A 24,373-nucleotide genomic window follows, 5' to 3' on the forward strand; every position below is an offset into this window, starting at 1 on the left:
AAAAAAATTCCGTTTAAGACAAAAAACATAAATGACTCTGTTCCCACACAATTGCCAACTATGACAAATCCAAACCCGAATCTCAGCGCCACTGAAAGTATTGAGGAGTCTGAGATTACCAATAAATCTATTGGCTCTACTGAGATAGACAGTTTTGTAGAGCCTAACGTAGACAGAAGCTCCCAGAACGCCCTCCCTCGCACCGTACTTCGGCCCAACACCTACTCTTTGCTGGACGGCGAATGGAAATTCCAGCTGGATCAGGAAGACCGAGGCTTGCTGGAAGGCTGGTACCTGGGCCATAAATACCCGCATACTGCCCACTGGCCGGGCTCCGTGGAAGAGCACATGGCCAAAACCCGCGGCGAGGTGCAGGCTGCGCCCTGGCAAGACAAGATCATTGCCTGGTATGAGCGCGAATTTACCAGGCCCGAAAAAATTGAGAGCAATGGCAAGACCATGTACCAGCTCACCTTTGGGGCCTGCGGCTATGAAACGCGCGTATGGCTCAACGGTCGGCTCCTAACCGATATAGAAGGCGGAGACGTCCATTACGGGGAGTACACCTCTTTCTCCTTTGAGATAAACGAGGAACACTTGCTTCCTGTGAACTGGCTCACAGTGCGCATTTCGCACAGCATGGATGCTGAGGTACCCCGCGGCAAGCAGGAATCTCACGTGTACAAGCGCGGCGGTATCTGGTACCAGACCTTCTCCGGGGCGGTGCGCAGCGTTTGGCTGGAGACCATTGAACGGAATCGGCTACGGTCCAGGGTTGGCGTTTTCAGCTTGATCGAAGACTCTTTGGTGCGTTTTGGGTTTACTACCAGAATACATGACCCGGGCCAGTACACCCTCCGGTTGCATGTGTACGAACGGGAGGGCGAAAACAACCAACCGCTAGCTTCCTCAGATTTCCAGCTCAGGCTGGAGGCTGGGCAGAAGCAGCAACACGTGGTCATCCAGATCCCCAATGCTCAGATCTGGTGCCCCGAGAATCCACATTTGTACAGGTTTGAGGCCCAATTGATTGACCACAGCGGGTACGCCGCCGAGATTGGCGGGCACTTCGGGCTCAGGAAAATTGAGGCCCGGGGCCGGCATATCTACCTTAACAACTCAGAGATCTACATAGACGGTATTCTTTACCAACCGGGCACGGCCACCTATGAGGAAATGCGCCGCCATATGTACGCCATGAAAGAGCTGGGCTGTAACCTGGTGCGCGTGCACATTGCCGGAATAGACCCCCGTATCTATAACCTGGCCGATGAAATTGGTATGCTTTTGTGGGTAGAAGTGCCTAGCCCGCATACCTCCACCAAGCGTAGCCGCGAGAACCACTGGAAAGAACTGCTCCGGATGCTGGCCCTGATTGAGACCAACCCCGCGGTGATCATCTGGAGTTTGTACAACGAGGACTGGGGCGCCCAGGACATTGCCACCAACCCAGAGACCCGGCAGTACATCATGGACACATTCCATTACATGAAGATCAAATACCCGCAGTTTCTGGTGGTAGACAATGACGGCTGGCAGCATATTTCCTATGAAGGGAAACTGAAGTCTGATATTCTCACCTCGCACCTGTACACCCCAGACCTGCCTCGCTGGATAGAGCTTTTGGACCAATTAACCGCCGGGCAGATGGAAGGCGTAGCCGCTTTCCCGCTGGTGGTGGGCGACCAATATTTCTTCCGGGGCCAGGTGCCCCTGATTGTGAGCGAATGGGGCGGTTTTGGGTTCTCAGACTACGGCGGGCCTAATGACCTGAACGAGCGGGCAGAGCGCATAAAGCAGTTCAAGCAGGAACTAAGGAAACGGCCTATTGCCGGCGATGTGTACACGCAGGCCACCAACATTGAGGATGAACGCAACGGGCTTATTGACCCACATACCGGCGCGCTCTCGGTGCCGGCTGGACTGCTGAACTCGGGCCAGGATGACGGAAGCTGCAGGAGCAATTAGACCCTAATCTTTACTGACGGCAGGTGCCCTTTCTCTCAAGAGTGGGGCACTTGCTGTTTTAAGGCTGTTTTAGGAAAAACGGCCCGTAAATGAAAAGCCTTGCGCTAGCCAGAAGTAATTGAAACAATACCAACTTTCCTGAGTTAAGGAAGAGACAGCCACCTATAACCAAACGCGCATGAAGAGATTTTTTGCCTTACTCTGTTACCTGGTCACGCTTACCGCCCATGCCCAGAAACTAACCCCCGCCGACCGTATGAAAACAAACGGCGGAAAGCTGGTTATCCAGCCGGTCATGCACGCCTCACTGGTACTGCAGTGGAACGCAAAAACCATTTGGGTAGACCCCTCGGGCGGCGCGAACTTATACACCGGACTTAACAGTCCGCATATCATCCTTCTCACCGATATTCACGGCGACCATATGGACCTGAAAACCCTGGAGGCCCTCCCTATCCACAACGCAAAGATCATCGCGCCGCAGGCCGTCATTGACAAACTGCCCGCCAGAATGAAAGCCCAGGCCATGGCCTTGAACAACGGCGATAAAATGGAAGTGATGGATATACATATCAAGGCCCTGCCCATGTACAACCTGCCCGAAACCGCAGATTCCCGGCACCCCAAAGGAAGAGGCAATGGGTACGTTTTATCCATCGGCACCAAGAAAGTCTATATCTCCGGAGACACCGAGGACATACCGGAAATGCGCGACCTGGATGATATAGACGTGGCCTTTGTCTGCATGAATCTTCCCTTTACCATGGATGTGGACCAGGCCGCCGACGCGGTGCTGAATTTCAAGCCAAAGGTGGTCTACCCCTACCATTACCGGGGCCAGAAAGGCTTGAGTGACGTAAACGCTTTCAAAGCCAAAGTGGAAGCCAAGAACCGCAAGATTGAGGTGCGGCTAAGGAATTGGTATCCGGCGCTGTAGCAAAAAAATTTACCCACAAAAAAAGCCTTACAGAATTGGTTCTGTAAGGCTTTTTTTGTGGGCTGACGTTTTGGTGCCCTTCTTAGATACGGCTGCCGGTTTCATCACCGGGTTCTGTCTCTTTAGCGCCCAAGGGTTGCTCAGAAGACCTGATTCCATTGCCTCCCTCCCCAGAGACGCCCTGGTGGCTGCCTTCGCTGGCAAATCCGGGCCCCTGGTTGCTGGACTCGTTGCTGTCAGGGTTGTTGCTGCCGTAGCCGGTCACCTCATTGCCCTGTATGTGCAGGTTTTCCAGGCGGTCTTTCTGGTCATTGCGCTCGGTTTCCCCGCCCAGGCCTATGTTGCGTTTAGCCGATGGGTCTGGTTTGTTGCCCGGGGCATTGCGCTGGTGGTAATCATCATTCACGCTGTTGGGTCTCCCCGGTCTATCGTTTTCTTCGTCTGTAGTAGCCATGTCAAAAGTGGTTAGTTGTGGTATAGGTACGCAGAGGACCACAGGCAGGTTAGCCAAGCCTGCCTTTCGCGCAGACGAATAGCGGAACACCTAAACCAAAAAGGGACGCCTGCTCGTTGCAGGCGCCCCTTTCAGAAACTATAGATGGCTTAGTGCTTTTTGCCTTTTCCTTTGCTCTTTCCTTTACCGTTGCTTTTGGAATTGCTTTCAGAGGTGCGGTACACCACGTTTCCGGCTTTCTTCTGTTGCCCCGGGGCATAGGCTTTGGCCGACTGGTCACCGTATACTTTCTTGGCCTGGCCCGGAGGCATGCCTTGGGTAGACGTTCTACTGCCCGGGAACAAGATGCCTGGGATATCTGAAGTCCGCTGACTTCTGGTACCAGTGCCCGATGGGTACCGGGAGCTGCTGGTCTTTCTGGAGCTGGAACAGCTGGCGGCCGTGATCACTACCAAGACCAACACAAATAACTGTAATAATTGCTTTTTCATGGGTTCAGCATTAGGGGACAAAAAATCTCTTATCATGCGGCAGCAAGTATGAAGCCAGAAATGGAACTTTCTCTATATATTTCCTTCAGCAGGTGATTTATCTTTGGAAGATGATAAAACACCCTGCCATATTCAAAAAAAGAAAAAACTTCAATATGTCTTTTTACAGACGCTGGCTCTACATAAGCGGCGCAAGTTACATCATATTTTTTTGAAGCAGTCTGCCGGGCATCAAGGAATTTTTAAATTTTAGGCAGTTGCTTCAGCTTCCTGATTTAAGGCTAAAACGGGAAAAACACCCCATAAACGGAGAATAGCCAAAATCTTGGGAAAATGGTATATTAGCTGAACCAAGCTAAACAAACAATTCATCTTATGCAGATAAACGTTATTTCAAGGCGCTCCCGGGCGGCTGTCTTGTTCCTGGCACTGGGCCTGGGCACGCCGGCGGCCATGGGGCAAACGGGCAAAGACCTGAACGTGGCCTACCAGCGTCCCGCTGAATCTATTGCCAAACTGATTGAGGCACCGGCCACCCCATCGGTGAGTTTTGACTCCAAAGGCGAATGGATGCTGCTCATGGAGCGGCCCGGCTATCCTTCTATTGAGGAAGTAGCCGCCCCCGAGGCCCGCATTGGCGGCCTCAGGATCAACCCTGCGGTGAACGGTTCCAGCCGGGGCTCGTCTTTCACCAACCTCACCCTGAAGAAGGTTAACGGCGGCCAGGAAATGAAAATCCAGGGGCTGCCGCAGAACGCCAAAATCACAGACGTTACCTGGTCCCCAGACGAGAAACAGGTGGCCTTCCTGAACACGGTAGCCAACGGTATTGAGCTTTGGGTTTTGAATGTGCAGGACCGCTCCGCGCGCAAACTTACCACTGTCACCGTGAATGACGCCTACGGCAACGCCTTCACCTGGACCCCAGACAGCAAATCCCTGCTGGTGAAACTGGTGGACTCCAAACGGGGCGTGGCCCCCAAAACCAATAGCACGCCGGTTGGGCCGGTCATCCAGGAAAACCTGGGCCGCACCGCCCCCTCCCGCACCTACCAGGATCTTTTGCGCAACCGCCAGGACGAAGCGCTCTTTGACTACCTTCTTACAGGGCAACTGGTGCAGGTTTCTTTAGACGGAGCTACCCAGACCAACATAGGCGGGACCGGCATTTACCGTTCGTTCAGCTTCTCGCCAGACGGCCAGTATTTGTTGGTAGCCACCACCCAACGTCCTTACTCCTACCTGGTGCCCGCTAGCCTGTTCCCCTACACGGTGCAGGTCTGGGACCGCCAGGGCAAAATGGTGAAGCAGATTGCAGACATTCCACTGGGCGAAAACATTCCTACGGGCTTTAACGCCGTGGCCACTGGCCCCAGAAACGTGGCTTGGCGCGCAGACCAGCCCGCCAGCCTGTACTGGGTAGAGGCACAGGACGGCGGCGATGACAAGAAAGAGGTTCCGGTAAGGGACATAGTCTACACCCAGGTGGCGCCGTTCTCAGACAAACCCGTAGCCCTGGTAGGTACCAAGCTCCGCTATAGTGGCATTACTTGGGGGGCCAATGACATGGCACTGGTGACCGAGCGCTGGTGGAAAACCCGCCAGGAGCGCCGCTTACTGGTAAAGCCCAGCAAACCGGGCGCCACACCGGTCGTGCTGGTGGAGCGTTCGTATGAAGACCTGTACAATGACCCTGGCACGCCGGTCATGACCAAAAACCAATACGGCCGCCAGGTACTCATGACCGATAAGTCTGGCCAAAACCTGTATATGATCAGCCAAGGGGGCTCGCCGCAGGGGAACCGCCCGTTTCTGAGTAAGTTTAACCTGGTCACTAAAAAAGAAGACATTCTATGGCGTTCTGAGGCTCCGTACTATGAGCGGCCTATTGACGTGCTGGACCCGCAGAAAGGCATTTTCATCACCCTGCGTGAGTCAGAGAATGACCCGCCCAACTACTTCAAGCGGACCGTGGGTTCCAAGAAACTGACGGCCGTGACCAAGTTCCCGCATCCGGCCCCCGATCTGATTGGGGTAGACAAGCAGTTGCTTACCTACAAGCGCAATGATGGCGTAACCCTTACTGCCACTTTGTACACGCCCAAAGGCTACAAGAAAGAGCAAGGCCGCCTGCCTATGCTCATGTGGGCGTACCCCAGGGAGTTCAAAGACGCCGCCACGGCCGGCCAGGTAAAAACCTCGCCGTATGAGTTCACCCGCATCAACTACGGTTCGCCCTTGTTCTGGGTAACCCGCGGCTATGCCGTGCTGGACCGCACTGATATTCCGATTGTAGGCGAAGGCACCGCAGAACCCAATGACACCTACGTGGAGCAATTGGTGGCCAGCGCCAAAGCCGCCATAGACGAGGTAGCCAAGATGGGCATTGCCGACCCTAACCGCGTAGCCGTGGGTGGTCACTCTTATGGGGCCTTCATGACCGCCAACCTGCTGGCGCACTCTAACCTGTTTGCCGCGGGTATCGCGCGCAGCGGGGCATATAACCGTACCTTAACGCCGTTCGGGTTCCAGGCAGAGGAGCGTACCTTCTGGGAAGCCCCGGAAGTGTACGCCAAGATGTCGCCGTTCAATTATGCCAACAAGATAAAGACGCCTATTCTGTTGATCCATGGCGAGGCCGATAACAACTCCGGCACCTTCCCTATCCAGAGTGAGCGTTTCTATAATGCCTTGAAAGGCCACGGCGCCACCACCCGTTACGTGGTCTTGCCCGCTGAGAGCCATGGCTACGGGGCCAAGGAATCTGTTATGCACATGCTCTGGGAAATGGACCAGTGGCTGGAGAAATACGTGAAAAACAAACCACAGCCGCAGAGCATGCGCTAAGCGGCTGCCACCAAAAAAAGAGGGCTCCCCAACCAGGAGCCCTCTTTTTTTGTCTATTCTGGTTGGTATCCAGCTTATTCTTAAATCGCCGCGCACCTTCACCATCAACAATAGTTGTTCTGTTTTGGGCTTGTTTTCCGGAAAACAGGCTCAAAACAGTTTTTTCCCTGCCGCCTTATAACACCTGTAGCACCACATCACCCCCAACGGGGTATCCCACACAGGTGAGGGTTAATCCCCGGGCCACTTCCCTATCGGAGAGCACTTCATTGTAAGACATCCAGACTTTCCCTTGCAGGCATTGGGCCGCGCAACTTCCGCATTTGCCGGTCTCACAGCTGTAGGGCAAAAAGATCTTTGCTTTTCTGGCTGCCTGCAGAATAGTGTCCGGGAACTGCACTTGCAGCGGGTAGGCCTGCTTTTTGTATAACAGCGTGACTTGGTGCCGGCGCGTATCTGGCGGCTCTACCTTCAGGGTAACTTTGACGCTGTTAAAATTCTCCTGCCTGATATTTTCCAGCGGCACCTTCAATTCCCGAAGGCCATACACGCACAACCGCCGGTAACTTTCGGGCCCGCAGATATAACATAATATTTCAGATAAAAGCACCACTGCGTATTGGGAAACTAATTCCTCCAGCAGCGACTTGTGCAGCCGGGCCTGGTCAAGCCGGGGGTTGGTACTGAACAGGTAATGAATCACCAGGCGCTCGGGGAATCGCTCTGCCAGAGCATCTAGTTGCTGTTTAAAAATGGTATCCTGGGGGCTATGGTTACTGTACACCAGCACCGCTGCCATGGAAGGATAGCCGAAGAGCACGGTTTTCAGCAGAGAAAAAATGGGTGTGATGCCACTGCCTGCCGCCCAGAAAAACACTTGCCCAAACCGCTCTTCCGCCTCCGGCGGAAGGGTAAAAAATCCGCCCGCCCCAATGGTAAGCACCTCATCCCCTACCTTGGCGTGGTCTATCAGTTGCCGGGACAGCACCCCGTTGGCAATGCGCTTCACCCCTATGCTCAGGGGTTCCTGCAACACAGGCGAAGAAGTGATAGAATAGGACCTTCGCACCTCCTGCTCCCCTTTCAGGACCACCAGTGTGAGGTATTGCCCTGGCTGGTACACAATGCTTTCTGCCTCTTCTCCGCCAAAAACAAACGTCTTCACGCCAGGGACTTCCTCCTTGATCTGTGTGATGGTTAGGGTCTGAAACGAAGTACTCATGCCAATGAAATTCATTGCTTTGGTCTCTAAACGAAGGATCTGCGGTTAGAGATAACCCGCCTTGGTAGCTTTAGGTTTTTTTGGAGCTTATCCAGTGAAATTACATCCTGCGTTTAAAGCCTGTTTTCCAAAAAACGGGCCCAAAACCCAAGGCAAGCATAATAGGTAAACAAGGGCCTTTCACCTAACTTCACCTTGCCTTCACTAGTGTCATGTAAAGCAAAAGCGTCTATTGCCGTAAAAGGTTACCATGGACCATTTACCGGAAGAAAAACGGCCAGCGGTGGATCTGGCTACCTACTCCACCTTAGAAACTGCCACCCTGGCTATGGGCTGCTTCTGGAAACCCGAAGCGCTTTTTGGTGCCCAGCCTGGCGTGGTCCGCACCCGGGTAGGCTACGCCGGGGGCACCACGCCAGACCCCACCTACCGCCATTTGGCCGAACATATGGAAACCGTACAACTGGAGTTTGACCCTTCTCAAGTAACATTTCTGGAATTACTAAGGCTGTTTTTCGCGCACCACACCCCTACCAAAGAACCCTACAAACGGCAATACACCTCAGCTATATTTTATCACTCCCCGGAACAGGAAAAGGCAACTAAAACCGCTCTCCAGGAAGCCGAGAAGCGTTTAGAAGCACCTCTTTTTACGGAGGTGAATCCGTTCACTATTTTTTACCTGGCCGAGGAACGGCACCAGAAATGGAACCTCCGCCGCACCCCCGATCTTTTGCAAACCTATCAGGCTATCTACCCTAAATTTGAGGACTTCAACCATTCCACTGCCGTGGCCCGGGTAAACGGGTACCTGGGCGGTTTCGAAGAGGAGCACGTTCTGATGGAGGACCTGGGCGGCCTGGGGCTTCCGTATGAGGCCCAGAATATTTTGCTGGCGCATTATCTGGCGTTGGGTAAAAACCGGTAGTTGAAGAGTAGTTGTTGTGGTTTGGGGATGTTTTGCGAAAAACGGGCTGGAAACGGAACACTTCAAGGGTTTAAAAACCAACTGGCGCGAGTCTTCAGACGCGTGGCAAAGGATGGGGTGAGTCTCCAGACTCACAGGAAACAGAATCGGAATTGCTTTTAGTCAGGAATGAGTGGATTCGCTGCTTTGCAGCGAGGGTAGTCTGGAGACTACCCGTTATCCCAAGTCACGCGTCTGAAGACCCGCGCCAGTGGATTTTTTTCAAACGTGCTCTCCTGTGTAAACACCCCTCTGCGCTCCCTCAACGGGAGAGTCTGCGGTGAAGAGGTAGTATTACGTTTTGAGGCTGTTTTCAGGAAAACGTCCTTAAAACGCAAATCTTAAAACACGCATCTCCCGTGCTGTTCGGGATTTGCAATCCCGAATTTCTGAAAAGCGGATTTGCAATCCGCCGGGAACCAAGAACAAAATCGCTACCGCCGGGGATTACAAATCCCCCTTTCGGAACTTCCGGATTGCAAATCCAGAAGAGCTGATGACCCATAGCGGCCATTCCCCAGATTCCAGTCTTTACTCCGAGCGCCTCGCTTGTGGCCCTGCAACAGCTTTACCTAAGAGTAGAAGGAAATAGTAGGCCGCAAGGGCAGTGCGAGGGGGAAAGACGGGGCCCAGCGGCCGTGAGCGCTCAAAGGGCAACTATGAAACAATACAGCATAAGGACTCAGGCATAAGCAGAAACCACGTCAGCAAAAGCAAAACCTTTATCCCAAAATGCGTCACCCCAAAGCAGAACCTAAATCAACAGAAGAGTAATAGAATCAGCATTTATGCAGTAGCGTACTTGGCTGGGAGTTCTGGCGTCTGGGAAAAGATGACCTAAATGCTGACCACAATTCTGGCATAAAAGCTGAATTCTTTCTCGGCCATAGGTATGCAATGAATGGAATTGAACGTGCTCCTCCAGATGCGCCCAAAAACTGGGGAAGCTGGTTTTGGAGTCAAATTTATGGGAAGCCGAAAACAAGGCATGGCCGCAGTGGCTGCATTGGTAAATGCCCTCTCCTGAAGATTGGGCAGCCCAATCTATGGTTCGGTTCTTAAACATGGTTGATGGCCGGGGATGCATTTTCTCCTGGGGGTCTTTCCCATTCCTCCACTAGGAAGCGGTTGTGTAGTAGGCGAACCGTAAAGATCTGGTCAAAGCCTTCAGAGAAAGCGGGTGGGGTGAGTTTCTTCTGGCAGTCATAGAGGCCAACGTCTTTGATACGCTCTTTGCCTTCGCGCAGGCTGTTGCGGGCCAGGGCATCTGCCAAGGTAGTGTGGAAGTAATACGCCTGTACCTGATAGCGCCGCTCTTTGGCTAATTCTATGTAAGGCTGCCGGTCCTGCGGGGTGGGATTGGTTTTGTCTACCACAAATCGGGCGCTGGTATGCAGGCAGGTGTCCAGAAATCGGTTAAACCGGTTCCTGGTTTTGAGAAGATCCAGGCTCAAGCGCACGTGGGTATTGAAGAAAAACTGTTTGTAAAACGTTGACTTCCCCGAGGCCTGAATGCCAATGAAAATAACCGCCTGCACTGGTGTAAGTTGACTGCCGTTAACGGATCTGCCGCTTAGGCTTCTTCGTCTCTGGCGGGCACAAATTCCATGGAGATAGAATTGACGCAGTGCCGGGTATTTTTGGCCGTAAAGCGCTCCCCTTCAAACACGTGGCCTAAGTGCCCGCCGCAGGTGGCGCAGACAATTTCCGTGCGACGGCCGTCGGCATCGGTTACGCGGGTAATGGCCCCGGCAATTTCATCATCAAAGCTGGGCCAGCCGCAGTGCGATTCAAACTTGTCTTCTGAGCGGTAAAGCGGCGCGTTGCATTGGCGGCAGATATAGGTGCCAGATTCTTTGTTGGTGTATAGTTTGCCGGTGAAGGGGCGTTCCGTGCCTTTGTGCAGGATCACGTATTGTTCCTCGGGGGTAAGCTGGTTATATTTTTTCGGTTCGTTTTCCATGGGAATAGTAAGGTTTACGTCCTCGGTTTTACTTGATTTTAACCAGTCGCGTTGCTGATTGTTTCGGTTTGCCAGCCAAACCGGCCGGCTGAAAACTGTTTTAGGCGTGTTTTGGGAAAAGTAGCCGATAAACGGAAATCAGTCAATCTTTGCCATCCTGGTTGCTTTGCGCTGCTGCAGATAGGTAAATGTTTCCATCAGGCTCACGCCCATCAGAATCCACATGGCGCCCAGCAGGAACCCGGCCAGCACATCAGACAGGAAATGCACGCCCAGGTAAATCCGGCTGAAGCCGACCAATAGAATCAACAGCGCAGACACGATCAGCACCACCGTCCGTTCCTTCGTTTTTTTGGCGTGGCGGTACGCAAAATAAGCGAGCATGCCATACAAGGAGATAGCTGTGGTAGCGTGGCCACTGGGGAAAGAGAAGTTATGTTCGGGGTAAAAGGCCACTATTTCTTCGGGGCGGTCACGGCTAATAATTTTTTTGCCATACTGCACTGATAGGCCCACCCCCGCCATGGTCAGCCAGAAAACCAGCGCCGCCACATACCGCCGCCTGAACAGGAAGACCAGCGTCACCAGCCCCCCTAAAGCAAAAACCGCCTCGCGCGTGCCCAGCTGCGTGAGCGAATACAGCACCTGGCTCAGCCATTTGCTCCGGAGACTAAATAGAAAATCTGTAAACTGTTTATCCAGGGTGACCACGCCCTCAGAATCAATTACACTCTCGGTTAATTCTGATAGCAAGGATATGTTCACGTAGATCACCAACAGCAGCATGGTGAGCGGCAAACCAATAAAGGAAGAGGTGTCAAAGCGGCGCAGCACAAAATCAGTGCTTCTGGGAAACCGTTGCCGCAGCCGCTGCACCACCGGCAGCCGACAAAGCCAATTAAAAAACAGATTTATAAGGTGCGTAAGGAAGTTCTGCATAATTCAATAAAGGAATGATACGTATTCCTCTCCTGTTTGACCTGCTTTCTGCTTAAATTCTGCTGGTGGGACGGTGAATTTTGGTTTTGCGCCCAAAGCCAGGCAGTATCTTGGTTGGTTGGTTAAAGGCAGTTTTGCCTATGAAAACTTACTTTACTTCTTGGCCTCGGCCTTTTTGTCTTCTTCGTTGATCAACTCAATGGCCTTTTGCAAAAGCTCATCTTTCTTGCCAAGAACGCCTTTCAGGGTGGGCGCCAGGGTCTGGTCTATCTTTACGCCTTTGCGTTGCGTGACGGTTTGGTCTGGGTAAAAAACGGCGTTACCGGAGAAGGTGACCACGTAGTTGCCCGGCAGGGTTAGCCGCTTTATATCCCCATCGGCGCCCGCCGACCGGTCCCCTATGGTGACGCTATTGGGGAACAGGTGCTGGAGGTTCATGGTCAGCCACTCCCCTACGCCCTGGGTGGCGGCGTTCACCAGTATCACCACCTTGCCTTTGTACTCTACGCCCTTGGGGGTAACGGTTGAGGGAAAATAGACATCGGCTTGGGGCAGGTATTTGTAGGTGCCCAGCGCCTCATGGTTCATGAGGTAGTACCGCGCGAAGTAATTTCTTTCCTTGCCAAACTTCCGGAACAGGTCCAGATAGACAAAATCACTGTTGTCTGCCTCTGAGCGCATGTCAAAAATGAGCCCTTTTGCCTTGTTGGCTACGCTTAAAAGAGAGTCCATAATGACTATTTCCCGCGCTTCGGTGGCGTTTTCAATGAAGCGGTTGGTGTCATTGGCCTTGAACCGAATAATGCCTTTGGCCACCCGTTCCAGCCCCGGCGATTTCTTGGCGGGCGTCAGTTTCTTTTTAAAGTAGGTATCTACCAGCTTGGCCTTGGCCGGTTCAGAAGGGTTCATGAGTTGCAGCTTGGTGGTGATCTTGTCCTCGCCGCGGGTCAAAAGCACTTTCAGGTTGGTGTCTTCAGACCGGAACAGGAAGTTATCGCCGTACTCGCCCACGCGGTGCCAGAGGGCCTCCTGGTTAGAAACGGATAGGACAGTTCCCAGCGCCTTCACCCATTCGGCCACGGTAATGTCGTCCAGTTCCTCCAGCACATCACCGGTTTTAATGTTTGATTTCTTGCACAGCGCGGGGTCTATGAGATTGGTGACCAGAATCTTGCCTTCTACCACCTGGTAGTCAAACGGCGGGAAATAGAGGTTCCGGAAGATTTTCTCTTTGTAATACAGCTGCCGGAAAAAGGAATAGGCCTGGGTGTCATTTAATTTGGCGTTGAGCGTAATCAAAAGGCGCTCATAGTCTGCCCGGCTGTCACAGATGGTAAACAGGGGCACAAAGTGCGTGATGATGGCGTCCCAGTTTTCATCCATGAGGTATTTGTAGGGAAACAGGTACTCTATGCCGGCCTTGAACTTGGCCAGCGCCAGCATGCGCAGCGGGTACGGCAGGTTCTCAGCGGGCGGAAACTCATATTTGGCCTCATTGGGCAGCGTTCCGCCGAAGGGGTTGTTCTTGATGGTGGCGTACTGGTGCTTTTCGCCGGTAAAGCGACGCTGGAAAATGCTTTCCAGTTTCTTGCGGTTGTCTGAGTTCAGGAATTTTGCTTTGGTATACCAGCGGTCGTCCAGGTTCTGGAGCAGGAGCGTGCCCTGGGGTTCATCGCGGAGCTTGTCCAGCTTCTTGGTGTCAGGTACGCCTACTTCTTTGAGCAATGTCTGGAACACTTTGTTGACCGCTTTCTGGTTCTTGGCGGCGTCTACCTCAGGCAGGTAGCGCAGAAAAAGGGAATCTGCCGGAATCTGGCCAGTGGCCAAGGCCGGATGCTGGTATTTCAGAAACCCCCAGATGTGGTAAAAGTAGAGATGCTTTTCAGAGTCAAAAGAGTCTTGCGCAGTGGCTTTGCCGGGGTTTAGAGCTCCTACTAGCAGGAAAAGGAAAAAAGCCTTCAGGAGAAGCTGAATCGCCCCCGTCTTGAAAGCACGTGTATGTAGTGGTGTAATCATAGTGTAATGTAAATGCCCGCCTTTTCAGATAAACCCAACCTTCGTCCGTAAAAAAGAAGCCCTTCCTACCCACCTATTCCCTGTTCTTCATTCTACGACCAATTCTGGTAAAAAGCCCACCTTATTGGTTAGCGCTAGCCAGCGTAATCTGAGGCTCAGGCGTTTTAAGCCTGTTTTCAGGAAAATGGCCTTAAAACGGAAAGGACCTAAATCTCTACTCCGTGATGGGCACACCCCAGCCCGCCAGGGAATCGGCAAAATGGAGATCGTCCAGTTTATCAAATTCAAGGGTTCTTTTGCGGTTGTCTTTCAGGTGCAGCGTGATCAAAGGGGCGTCCTTGGTAGGCCGGAACACTTTCTGGGCCCGGCTTATCTGCTGCAGGGGTATCTTATTCAAGCCCGATGATTTCATGGCCAGCGCATAGCCCACCCACACCCAGAAAGCAATGGCCAGAAGGCTTCCGGCTAGAAACACAGCATGTACCGGTTTCTGGGTGATCCTATAATTGGCGTAGTGCAGGTAGCCCTGGAAAACAAAAAACAGACCCCAACAGATAGCGGCTACCCCGTACACCACCTTCAGAAACCTGGCCTTGTCCCCTTCAATAAGAATAGTATCATTTTCTATTCTCAACGTGCCTGTCTTCAGTTGAAAGGTTTTCATAGGTATTTAAACGCAAGTGGCTTCCCCGCCCATACGGAAAAGCGGTAGCAAATGATTAAAAGAAAGACAGGTTGCCCAGATAGCTTCAATTCCCTGGTCCGCCCCTATCTATAACTCAATTCTATCTTCTTCTATTGCGAAGTCTGGTATAGGCCCGTTTTCTCAAAAATAAGCCAAAAACGGAGAAGAAAGAAAAGGCTTATAAGTGTATAACCGATCATCTTCGGCTTGGTTACAACGCCCAGACCTTGTCAGGCTGCAGCGCTACCATGACCTTGTCTCCCTTAGCCCACGAATTTTCCTGAACCTTTACGGTAACTAACTCCTTCTGCACCACTACCTCCAGCTCATAGTAACTTCCCAGGAACACCACGCTGGTAACTTTCCCCGGTAGCCCCGGCCCGTTTTCTGCCGGGTGGAGCAGCATCTGCTCGGGGCGCACCAACAGCCTCTTGCCTTTAGGTATCGCCAGGTTCTGGGCTTGGGTAAAGGCAATAGTCAGGGACATGGACAACAGGTTATAACTCCCGAACAGTCCCGCGGTATACTCATTCACGGGTTGGTGATAAATCTGGGCGGGCGTTCCTTGTTGCTGAAACTGCCCCTCTTTGAGTACCAGAATGGAATCTGCCCAGGAAAGCGTGTCCAGGGGATCATGGGAAATAAGCATCAGGCTGATGTCCAGGGAATGGCTCAAATCCCGAACCACGGTTTTCAGTTGGCGTTTGTGGCCCAGGTCCAAGTTGGAGAACGGCTCATCCAGCAATAGTAACCGCGGCGAAGTCAGCAACAGCCTGGCCAGGGCAATACGTTGGCGCTCTCCGCCGGAGAGTTCATCGGTGCGCCGCTTTAGTAAATGGTCTATCTGACAAAGGGCGTACAACTCGTCGGCGTCTTCCTGTGCCAGGGTATTTGCGTATTTCAAGGCCTGCTCCACCCGCAGGAAAGCCGGAAGCTCAAACTGCTGTGACAGGTAGGCGATGCCCGGGTGACCCGCTACTAGCTTCTCTTCGGGGCCCAGCACCCGGTCTCCCTCAAGCATCACTTTACCAGCGTCTGGCTGCATCAGGCCCGCAATGATCTTGAGTAGCGTGCTTTTCCCGGAGCCGGTCTCGCCGGCCACGGCAATTTTCTGCCGCTCCCGCTGGCTAAAGCTGATCTGCTCCAGCACCTGCTCGCCCCTCACCTGTTTGCCTACCCCTGTTACTTCTAAAAACGCCATATACTGGAAAAGAAGCGTGCCGCCCCTTGGTCTGAAATCAAAACGATAAAAGCAGGTCAGCCTTTGGAATATGCCATCCCTAAAAAGCATAAACTTCCGCCGCCGCCCGCTAAACAAGCAAACTTAAGGAACGAATGGCGTAATCACGTCGCAAATCTTTTAAAATGTGTTTTATACAAGTAAATCCTACTTCTATAAGCCCATATGGCGCAAGCTCCGCTGGTGTCAGGGGACCTAGCTGATTATTGTCTTAAAAGCTGCTTATTATTATTTTCTGTCATCCTGAAAGTACCTTGTAGGCGGACGGCAGTAGCGAGTATCCATTGTCATTACCGTTCGCTACCAAGATCCTTTCAGGATGAAAAAAAGGAAGGAAAGGAATAGTGGGAAAAGGATTATTGGGAAAAGAACACCAAGGAGAAACCAGGATGCCTGCTGACACCAACAGAGGCTTGCGCCAAGAAGCATTCGCCTTAGGGCCGTTTTTAGCACGTTTTTCTGAAAACAGCCTTAAAACACCAAGGCCGCCCCTGGATTGGGAGCGGCCTTGGTGTTCTCAATTATGTAATGCTTAGAACGGCGGGGCATCATCAAAAGACGAGGCTGGAAGGCCGCTTCCGTCGTTCATCTTGCTGCCTAAGCGTATGGTATTGGGTCCACCGGAAGAAGGAGGTCCGTCAAAGTCTGAGGCAGGAAACCCAGCTGGGCCGTCAAAGCCTGCACCGCCACCAAAACCGTCTTCCAGGTTCCCGAACTTGGTGAACTTGCCAATGAACTTCAGGGCCACGCTGCCTACTTCCCCGTTCCGGTGCTTGGCAATGATAACCTCGCCCACGCCTTGGGTAGGGTTCCCCATTTCGTCTTCGGTAATACCGTAATATTCAGGGCGGTACAAGAAGATTACCATGTCGGCATCCTGCTCAATAGATCCAGATTCACGTAAATCTGAAAGCATTGGCTTCTTGTCGCCGCCGCGGGTTTCCACGGCGCGGCTTAGCTGTGACAGCGCAATTACCGGCACACTTAATTCCTTGGCCAACTGCTTAAGCGCCCTTGAGATAGAGGCAATCTCCTGCTCGCGGTTTCCGCCTCCTTTGCCGTCTGTGTTGCCGCTCATCAACTGCAAGTAGTCAATGATGATCATCTGGATATCATGCTGTGCTTTCAGACGGCGGCATTTGGTCCTGAGTTCCCTGATGGAAAGTCCCGGGGTATCGTCAATGAAAATGGGGGCCTGGCTCAGGCGGGAGATCTTGTGGTTCAGTTGCGCCCACTCGTAATCTGCCAGGTTTCCTTTTTTGATCTTCTCGCCTTCCAACTCAGCCTCCGCCGAGATCAAACGATTGACCAACTGAATAGAGGACATCTCCAGGGAGAAGATAGCCACGCCCTTTCCGAAGTCTACCGCCGCGTTCCGCATAGCGGAAACCACGAAGGCGGTCTTACCCATGGCGGGACGCGCGGCCAGAATCACTAAGTCAGACGGCTGCCAGCCGGAGGTTACACGGTCCAGGGCTGTGAAGCCGCTTGGTACCCCGGTCAAGCCCTCTTTCTGGCTCTTCTTGGCTTCCAGTTCCTTGAGGGCTTTGTGCATCAAGGACTGCATGTCATCAAAGTTCTTCCGGATGTTGCTCTCAGACACCTCAAACAGCTTGGCCTCCGTGCTGTCCAAAAGGTCGAACACGTCAGTGGTGTCTTCGTAGGCGCGGCCCAGCACCTCTGAGGAGATACTGATCAAGTCGCGCTTGATAGCCGCCTCGGTGATGATACGGGCGTGAAACTCAATGTTGGCCGCCGAGTTGATGCGGGTGGTGAGTTGGGTCACATAATAGGCGCCGCCCACAAACTCCAGTTCGCCCTGCTCGCGCAGTTCCTGGGTTACCGTTAAGATATCTATCGGCTCAGATTTGTCAAACAAACCTAGAATGGCCTTGAAAATGCGCTGGTGCGCGTCTTTGTAAAAACTTTGTGGTTTAAGTAAGTCAATTACGGCGGTGAGGGCATCTTTCTCCAACATGAGCGCACCCAACACTGCCTCCTCCAACTCCAGCGCCTGCGGCGGAAGTTTCCCAAGTCCCGGAGAGACAGTAGGTTTGGGGTTCCAGGCTGCCTTTCCTCTCGTCGCTTTCAATTTCATATCCTCCATGAGAGCAAATGTAAGCAGGTAAGGCTTTCAGGTAATCCACAAAATGCCCGACATATCCACAATTTCTTTTTATCGCGGGGCTTTCTCTCCTGTTTTTTGGGAACAGTTTTTCGCTTTATGAAATGGATTTTAAGACGCTCTTTTAGAAGAAAGAAATTCAAGGTGTTTTATGCCTGTTTTGCGGAAAACGGGCCTAAAACGGCTCTTGATTCCCGTATGCTCCACTCCCGCTCAGGGGCTTATTGCAGGGGCTGCCCAAAAAAGTAATCCACAAATTTCCTGGCACATATCCACAAATAGGTGAAGCGGGTAGCCATAGCGCATATTTTAAAATCATTACATTTGCTCTCTTTGAAAATAAATTCATGAGTACAGCGGCGTATCACCACATTCACCTTATTGCCATAGGCGGCAGTATCATGCACAACCTGGCGTTGGCATTGCACCGGAAAGGCCTGAAAGTAACAGGCTCTGACGATGAGATCTTTGAACCGGCCAAAAGCCGCCTGGCCGCCGACGGCATTCTGCCTGAGCAGGAAGGCTGGTTCCCGGAGAAACTCAACCCGCTCCCCGATGCCGTGATTGTGGGCATGCACGCCCGCCCTGATAACCCGGAGCTTCTCTACGCCCAGGAACACGGGGTGCCCATTTTCTCCTTCCCGGAGTTTATCTACGAGCAGTCTAAAAACAAGCAGCGCATTGTGATTGCCGGCAGCCACGGCAAGACTTCTATCACGTCTATCATACTGCACGTGTTAAAATACCACCACCGCCTGTTTGACTACGCGGTAGGTGCCCAGTTGGAAGGCTTTGATTTGATGGTGAAACTCACCGAGGAGGCTCCTATCATCATTATTGAAGGCGATGAGTACCTGTCCTCCCCTATCCAGCGCGTGCCCAAGTTCCACAAATACCACCATCACATTGGCGTGATGAGCGGCATCAGCTGGGACCACATCAACGTGTTCCCTACCGAGGAGAACTACCGCGAGCAGTTCCGTATTTTTGCCGAGATGACGCCCAAGGCCGGTACGCTCATTTATAACCAGGATGATGAGCAGGTACAGGAAGTGTGCGTACCCAACAACTCAGATGTGCAGTACATTGGCTACACCATACACGAGCACAAGATAAAGAAGAGCGGAAAGACGGTTCTAAAGACCAAGAAAGACGACGTAGAGATCCAGCTGTTTGGCGAGCACAACCTGCGCAACATCTCGGCGGCCAAAGAGGTCTGCAAGCAGATAGGCATTAAGGGTCAGGCGTTCTACGAGGCGCTGGCCACGTTCAAGGGAGCCGCCCGCCGTCTGGAAAAGATTGGAGAGAACGAGCACACGCTGGTGTACAAAGACTTCGCACACGCTCCCTCTAAACTGAAAGCCACGTCTGAGGCCCTGAAGAAACAGTACCCCGAGCGCCAGCTGGTGGCCTGCCTGGAGCTGCACACGTTCAGCAGCCTCAATAAAGATTTCCTGCCTCAGTACTACCACACGTTCCTGGCACCAGACGTAAAGATTGTGTACTTTAACCCCAAGACGTTAGAGCACAAGCGCATGCCCCCGCTGGATCCCAAAGATTTGAAGGCGGCCTTTGGCGATGACGAGATTATGGTGCTCACCGATAACCAGGCCCTGCAGGACTACCTGCTGAACACCAACTGGAAAGACAAAAACCTATTGATGATGACTTCGGGCACCTTCGGGAACCTGGATCTGCAGCAACTAGCCCATACCATTACTGCTTCTTAATCAGGTTTTCTCACTTGTCTGGCTTCTAACCCATCGCCTATGAAATTACATCTACGCAAGCCCATTGTCTTCTTTGACCTGGAAACCACCGGCGTGGACATCTGCAAAGACCGCATTGTAGAGATCAGCATGCTCAAGGTGATGCCCAACGGCGAGGAGATCATCAAGACCCGCAAGGTAAACCCCACCATTCCTATTCCCATTGAGAGTAGCATGATCCATAAGATCTATGACGATGACGTGGCCGACTGCCCCACCTTTGCACAACTGGCCCGCTCCCTGGATGATTTCCTGAAGGGCTGCGACCTTGGCGGTTTCAACCTCATCAAGTTTGACATACCCCTGCTGGCGGAGGAGTTTCTGCGCGTAGACATTGACTTCGACATTGAACACCGGGCCATTGTAGACGTGTGCCGCATCTTTCACCAGATGGAGCAGCGCACCCTTTCGGCAGCCTATAAGTTCTACTGTGACAAGACCCTGGAGAACGCCCACTCCGCGGAAGCCGATAACATTGCCACCTACGAGATCCTGAAATCGCAGCTTTCTTACTATGAGAACGTGCCCCTGCCCGGCGCCGAGGACCAAGCCAAGTTCCCGGTGCAGAATGACATGCAGCAACTGCACCATTTCACGTTCCAGAAGACCGCAGACCTGTGCGGCCGCATTGTCTACAACACCAGCGGCGTGGAGGTCTTCAACTTTGGTAAGCACAAGAACGTGCCCGTGGTAGACGTCTTCAAAAAAGAGCCCAGCTACTATGACTGGATGATGAAAGGTGATTTCCCCCTCTACACCAAGAAAGTCCTGACCCGCATTAAACTGCGCGGCGCTTTGCAGCAGACGGCCATGAAACAGTAGTTTCTTTTAGACACAAGACACAGGATATAAGACACATGATATTTAAAAAGGAAAGCCTTCTGAATGGTCAGAAGGCTTTCCTGTTCTACACAAGTCATATATCCTGTGTCTTGTGTCCTACCTCCAAAAGCTACTTCGCTTTATCAGATTTCAGCAGCAGGGCCATAAGCACCGCGCTGAACACCAGCCACTTGCTTTTTATTTTCATGGCTTAGCGGGCGTTGTAGTATTTCTTGGCCTCCGGCATGTTTTTCTGGATGTCAGAGATACGGGTTTCATTGCTAGGGTGCGTGCTCAGGAATTCTGGAGGCGACTGCCCATTGCTGGCGGCAGCCATCCGTTGCCAGAAAGACACGGCACCTTCTGGATTGTAGCCGGCCATGGCCATGAAGATCAACCCTAAGCGGTCGGCTTCAGACTCCTGGGTACGCCCGAATTTCATCAATCCTACCCCTGCACCAATACCGTAGGCAGTGTTTATGATCTGCGCAGAGGTTCCGCCCCCTAAAGCACCTAGAGAAGAACCTACCCCTTGCGCCGCCATTTGCTGGCTTATGCGCTCATTGGAGTGCTTGGCAATGGCGTGGGCAATCTCATGGCCCATAACCACCGCTAAACCGGTTTCATTCTGGGTGATAGGCAACAGACCTGTGTACACGGCGGTTTTACCACCGGCCATGGCAAAGGCATTCTGCTGGCTGGCATCATCAATTAGGTTAAACTCCCACTGGTAGCCGGCTAATTGCTCAGAGGCTCCTTGCTGGCGCATAAAGGACTCCACAGCCCCTTGTATACGCTGGCCCACGCGTTTCACCATGGCGGTTTGGGTGGCGTTGGAGGAAAGTTTGCTTTTCTTCATCAGGTCATCATAGGCCTGGAAAGACATGGTCATCACTTCCTGGTCACTTACCAAAGACAGTTGGCGTCTTCCCGTAATAGGAACGGTGCTACAGCCAGCCGCCACTAAGAGTGCCAGGGAGACAAATACGTTTCTAAACAATTTCATTTTTCATAATAGTTAAGTGGTACATGTTCTGGATTTGGCCCAGAGGCTCCTTTTTACCGGAACGTTCTGCTATACGTCTGAACCGCCACAAGGTAACGGCTCTGGGCGCAATCCGGGCGCAAATCTATTTTTTACTATATACAATTCCATGCCAATTTTTTATTTTAGGCAAACTCTCTGCGCTAAATGCTTGAGCGCGCAGCCCTAAATGCCTTATCTTTGAAGCTAAAACCCAGCCATGAAAATACTAGCCATAGGCCGTAATTACGCCGAACACATAGCCGAACTCCAAAACGAAGTGCCCGACGAGCCCGTGATCTTCTTTAAGCCAGACACGGCCGTTCTGCGCAACAATGAGCCTTTCTACTACCCAGACTACAGCACAGACATTCATTATGAGGTGGAACTGGTGCTGCGCATCAGTAAGGAAGGCAAGAACATTCAGCCCAAGTTTGCAGACAAGTATTTTGACGGCATAGGCATTGGCATAGACTTTACCGCCCGTGACCTGCAGACCAAAGCCAAAACCAAAGGCCTTCCCTGGACCCTGGCCAAGGGCTTTAACGGCTCTGCCCCCATCTCAGACTTTCTGCCGGTAGAGCAATTCCCGGCTCTGGACAACATCAACTTCTCGCTGAAGGTGAACGGCGAGTTAAAGCAGCAGGGCAACTCCAGCATGATGCTGCACAATTTTGGCGCAATTTTGGCGTATATGTCACGGTTCATCACCTTAAAAAAAGGGGATCTTATTTTCACCGGCACCCCGGCTGGCGTGGGTCCCGTAAAAATAGGAGACCGGTTGGAAGCGTTTATAGAAGATAAAAACCTTTTAAATTTTGAAGTTAAATAGATTCAAGGCGTTATTAGTAGCTTTTCTGCTGGGTGGCAGCGGTGCCGCCGTGGGCCAGCAGGCCCCTGCTACTACCGCCCCTTTTTCCGCTAGTCCGTTTTTGTTCCCGGTAAAGCCGGGCACGCAGAATTTCCTTTCGGGGAGCATGGGCGAGATCAGGCCCAACCACTTCCACGGGGGTATTGACATCAAGACCGATGGCAGGATAGGACTTCCTATTTATGCCGCCGCCGATGGGTACATTTCACGCGTGAAGGTTTCCAGCTACGGCTACGGTAATCTGATTTACGTGACCCACCCCGGAGGCCTGGTGACCACCTACGCCCACCTCAACCATTTCGTGCCGGCCCTTGCCGAGCACATGCTGCAGCTGCAGTACCAGAAAAAAGCCTTTGAGGTGGAGACCACGTTCACAGAAACCCAATTCCCGGTAAAGAAAGGCGATGTGATCGCTTACTCCGGCAACACCGGTGGCTCTGGCGGCCCGCACCTGCACTTTGAGGTACGTGACCAGAAAAATAACCTGCTAAACCCGCTGCGCTACGGGTTCTCTGAGATTGCAGACCAGGTGCCGCCTACCATCTACAATTTCGCGCTTACGCCCCAGAGCATAGACGCCCGGGTGAAAGGTGAATTTGTGCGCCGGGAGTTCACCCCGGTCAAGAAAGACGGCTTCTATATGCTGCCAGACACGCTGTCGGCGGCCGGTTTGCTGGGTATGGAGATCCAGGCCGTAGACCAGTATGACGGGGCCGCTAACAACAACGGGGTGCAGTCCATGGAACTGAAGGTAAACGGCCAGACCATTTACCGGCATACCATTGACGGCGTGCCTTTTGAGAAACAACGGCAGGTATCGGCGCACATCAATTACCCGGTTCTCAAGCTTAACAACCGGGCTTTCCAACGGCTTTACGTGGCAGACGGCAACTCCCTGCCTATCTATGAAATGGGGGTAAACCGCGGCCGCATGAAAATTGAGGAAGGCAAAGTATATGAAGTGGTGGCTGAACTGCAGGACTCCTACAAGAACGTCTCGCAGCTTAAGTTTTATATTAAGGGAGCACCAAGCTCGTTCCAGGTGCTGGGCACGCCCGCCAAGGTGGCAAAGCCCAAGATCACCTATGACGTGATGGAGAGCATTCTCAAGATCACGGCCGCAGATACCGCGCGGGAAAAACGCAACTTGGACCTGTTTATTGGCAATTACAAATATGCGCTGCTGCCTTCTTACACCAGCGCGGCTGGTTCTGTGTACCTCTACAACATGATTGGCGGCCTACCCGACTCCGTGGACCTGACCGGCACCAAGGTTCGGTTCCCGTTCAACCAATTGGTACCACCCGGCGCAGAGCTTTTTTACTCTAACCGGTTCATAGACATCACTTTCCCGGAACAGTCATTGTTTGATACGCTGTACCTGCAGACCAACCGTGACGCCAATGATGTGTTCTCCATTAACAACCCCTTAACCACGCTGTACCAGCCGGCCAAGATCACTATTAGGCCCGCCATGTTGCCGGCAGATAAATCAAAGGCGGCGGTGTACGCGCAGGGCTGGGGTAAATCGGCGGGCTTTCTGGGCGGAACCTGGAACGGCGACGCCATCACCTTCTATGCGAAGGACCTGGGCAAATTCAAGATCTTGAGTGACACGGTAGCCCCCACGGTAAAACTGGTGCAGAAATCGCCTAAGCAGATCAGTTTCCAGATAAGAGACAACCTTTCAGGCATCTCCTCCTGGCACTGTGAAGTGAATGGCCAGTGGCTTCTCCTGAAATGGGAACACAAAAACGCCACCCTAACCTCTGAGAGATTAGATAAAACAGTACCTTTGGCTGGAGAGGTGGTTTTACGCGTGAAAGATGCCATGGGCAACGAAGCGATGTATACCACTAAGATTTGATATTGTTGATTGCTGGTTGTTGATTGTTTCTTTGGGGATGTACCTTTATATATCTCTTTCAAAGTGAAACCTATTTTAAGGTTGTTTTTATAAAAACAATCATAAAACAGGAAAGCCAATGACCAATTACACAATCAACAATTAACAACCAAAAATTAAAACAAGG

The 24,373-nt window shown here is 52.3% G+C and carries 20 protein-coding genes; 8 read left to right on the forward strand and 12 right to left on the reverse strand.

What is annotated here, in order from left to right; genetic code table 11:
* Positions 1-60 precede the first annotated feature (60 nt).
* On the forward strand, positions 61-1,968 hold the full coding sequence (locus TH63_RS09685) for a sugar-binding domain-containing protein (protein WP_076606455.1): 1,908 nt from the start codon (positions 61-63) through the stop codon (positions 1,966-1,968).
* A 178-nt stretch (positions 1,969-2,146) separates the two neighbouring features.
* Positions 2,147-2,905: an MBL fold metallo-hydrolase gene (locus TH63_RS09690; protein ID WP_048920773.1), complete on the forward strand. Its 759-nt coding sequence runs from the start codon at positions 2,147-2,149 to the stop codon at positions 2,903-2,905.
* Between the two features lie 82 nt (positions 2,906-2,987).
* On the opposite strand, the gene TH63_RS09695 is transcribed toward TH63_RS09690, so the two are convergent.
* Both TH63_RS09695 and TH63_RS20690 read right to left on the reverse strand, forming a co-directional pair.
* On the reverse strand, positions 2,988-3,359 hold the full coding sequence (locus TH63_RS09695) for a hypothetical protein (protein WP_048920774.1): 372 nt from the start codon (positions 3,357-3,359) through the stop codon (positions 2,988-2,990).
* Between the two features lie 149 nt (positions 3,360-3,508).
* Entirely contained in the window at positions 3,509-3,850 is a 342-nt protein-coding gene (locus TH63_RS20690) for a hypothetical protein (RefSeq protein ID WP_048920775.1), read from the reverse strand.
* A gap of 375 nt (positions 3,851-4,225) precedes the next feature.
* Between TH63_RS20690 and TH63_RS09705 the strand changes: the two genes are divergently transcribed.
* The gene (locus TH63_RS09705; RefSeq protein WP_048920776.1) at positions 4,226-6,697 is read left to right on the forward strand and encodes an alpha/beta hydrolase family protein; all 2,472 of its coding nucleotides are present in this window, start codon (positions 4,226-4,228) and stop codon (positions 6,695-6,697) included.
* A gap of 175 nt (positions 6,698-6,872) precedes the next feature.
* Here TH63_RS09705 and TH63_RS09710 read toward each other — a convergent pair whose 3' ends face one another.
* A complete protein-coding gene (locus tag TH63_RS09710) occupies positions 6,873-7,934 on the reverse strand; it encodes a ferredoxin--NADP reductase (protein WP_048920777.1) in 1,062 nt (353 codons plus the stop codon).
* Between the two features lie 235 nt (positions 7,935-8,169).
* Between TH63_RS09710 and msrA the strand changes: the two genes are divergently transcribed.
* Entirely contained in the window at positions 8,170-8,847 is a 678-nt protein-coding gene (gene msrA, locus TH63_RS09715; RefSeq protein ID WP_053093775.1) for a peptide-methionine (S)-S-oxide reductase MsrA, read from the forward strand.
* Positions 8,848-9,640: 793 nt separating this feature from the next.
* Here the strand turns inward: msrA and TH63_RS19965 are convergent.
* From TH63_RS19965 to dnaB, 8 genes are all read right to left on the reverse strand, one after another.
* Positions 9,641-9,973 carry a peptide-methionine (R)-S-oxide reductase gene (locus TH63_RS19965; protein WP_316931967.1) on the reverse strand — a complete coding sequence of 111 codons (333 nt, stop codon included), beginning with the start codon at positions 9,971-9,973 and terminating at the stop codon, positions 9,641-9,643.
* Positions 9,945-10,424 (reverse strand): AAA family ATPase, encoded by a 480-nt coding sequence (locus TH63_RS09720; protein ID WP_048920778.1) that lies wholly within the window; start codon positions 10,422-10,424, stop codon positions 9,945-9,947. The genes TH63_RS19965 and TH63_RS09720 overlap by 29 nt, the downstream gene beginning before the upstream one ends.
* Before the next feature lie 35 nt (positions 10,425-10,459).
* Positions 10,460-10,849, reverse strand: a complete 390-nt coding sequence (locus TH63_RS09725; RefSeq protein WP_048920779.1) for a methionine-R-sulfoxide reductase — start codon at positions 10,847-10,849, stop codon at positions 10,460-10,462.
* A 138-nt stretch (positions 10,850-10,987) separates the two neighbouring features.
* The gene (locus TH63_RS09730) at positions 10,988-11,788 is read right to left on the reverse strand and encodes a phosphatase PAP2 family protein (protein ID WP_048920780.1); all 801 of its coding nucleotides are present in this window, start codon (positions 11,786-11,788) and stop codon (positions 10,988-10,990) included.
* A 153-nt stretch (positions 11,789-11,941) separates the two neighbouring features.
* On the reverse strand, positions 11,942-13,804 hold the full coding sequence (locus TH63_RS09735) for a S41 family peptidase (protein WP_048920781.1): 1,863 nt from the start codon (positions 13,802-13,804) through the stop codon (positions 11,942-11,944).
* 214 nt (positions 13,805-14,018) lie between these two features.
* On the reverse strand, positions 14,019-14,468 hold the full coding sequence (locus TH63_RS09740) for a hypothetical protein (RefSeq protein ID WP_048920782.1): 450 nt from the start codon (positions 14,466-14,468) through the stop codon (positions 14,019-14,021).
* Positions 14,469-14,700: 232 nt separating this feature from the next.
* Positions 14,701-15,690 (reverse strand): ABC transporter ATP-binding protein, encoded by a 990-nt coding sequence (locus tag TH63_RS09745; protein WP_048920783.1) that lies wholly within the window; start codon positions 15,688-15,690, stop codon positions 14,701-14,703.
* 571 nt (positions 15,691-16,261) lie between these two features.
* The gene (gene dnaB / locus TH63_RS09750; protein ID WP_053093863.1) at positions 16,262-17,827 is read right to left on the reverse strand and encodes a replicative DNA helicase; all 1,566 of its coding nucleotides are present in this window, start codon (positions 17,825-17,827) and stop codon (positions 16,262-16,264) included.
* Positions 17,828-18,201: 374 nt separating this feature from the next.
* Here dnaB and TH63_RS09755 point away from each other — a divergent pair, with 374 nt between their 5' ends.
* Together TH63_RS09755 and TH63_RS09760 are read left to right on the forward strand one after the other, a co-directional pair.
* Entirely contained in the window at positions 18,202-19,584 is a 1,383-nt protein-coding gene (locus TH63_RS09755; protein WP_048920785.1) for a UDP-N-acetylmuramate--L-alanine ligase, read from the forward strand.
* A gap of 39 nt (positions 19,585-19,623) precedes the next feature.
* A complete protein-coding gene (locus tag TH63_RS09760; RefSeq protein ID WP_048920786.1) occupies positions 19,624-20,445 on the forward strand; it encodes a 3'-5' exonuclease in 822 nt (273 codons plus the stop codon).
* Between the two features lie 211 nt (positions 20,446-20,656).
* On the opposite strand, the gene TH63_RS09770 is transcribed toward TH63_RS09760, so the two are convergent.
* Positions 20,657-21,451 carry a M48 family metallopeptidase gene (locus tag TH63_RS09770; RefSeq protein WP_048920788.1) on the reverse strand — a complete coding sequence of 265 codons (795 nt, stop codon included), beginning with the start codon at positions 21,449-21,451 and terminating at the stop codon, positions 20,657-20,659.
* A 238-nt stretch (positions 21,452-21,689) separates the two neighbouring features.
* Here TH63_RS09770 and TH63_RS09775 point away from each other — a divergent pair, with 238 nt between their 5' ends.
* On the forward strand, positions 21,690-22,301 hold the full coding sequence (locus tag TH63_RS09775) for a fumarylacetoacetate hydrolase family protein (protein ID WP_048920789.1): 612 nt from the start codon (positions 21,690-21,692) through the stop codon (positions 22,299-22,301).
* On the forward strand, positions 22,288-24,207 hold the full coding sequence (locus TH63_RS09780; RefSeq protein WP_231583576.1) for a M23 family metallopeptidase: 1,920 nt from the start codon (positions 22,288-22,290) through the stop codon (positions 24,205-24,207). The genes TH63_RS09775 and TH63_RS09780 overlap by 14 nt, the downstream gene beginning before the upstream one ends.
* The last annotated feature ends 166 nt before the right edge of the window (positions 24,208-24,373 follow it).

It is taken from the genome of Rufibacter radiotolerans, from assembly GCF_001078055.1.
Lineage (GTDB): Bacteria > Bacteroidota > Bacteroidia > Cytophagales > Hymenobacteraceae > Nibribacter > Nibribacter radiotolerans.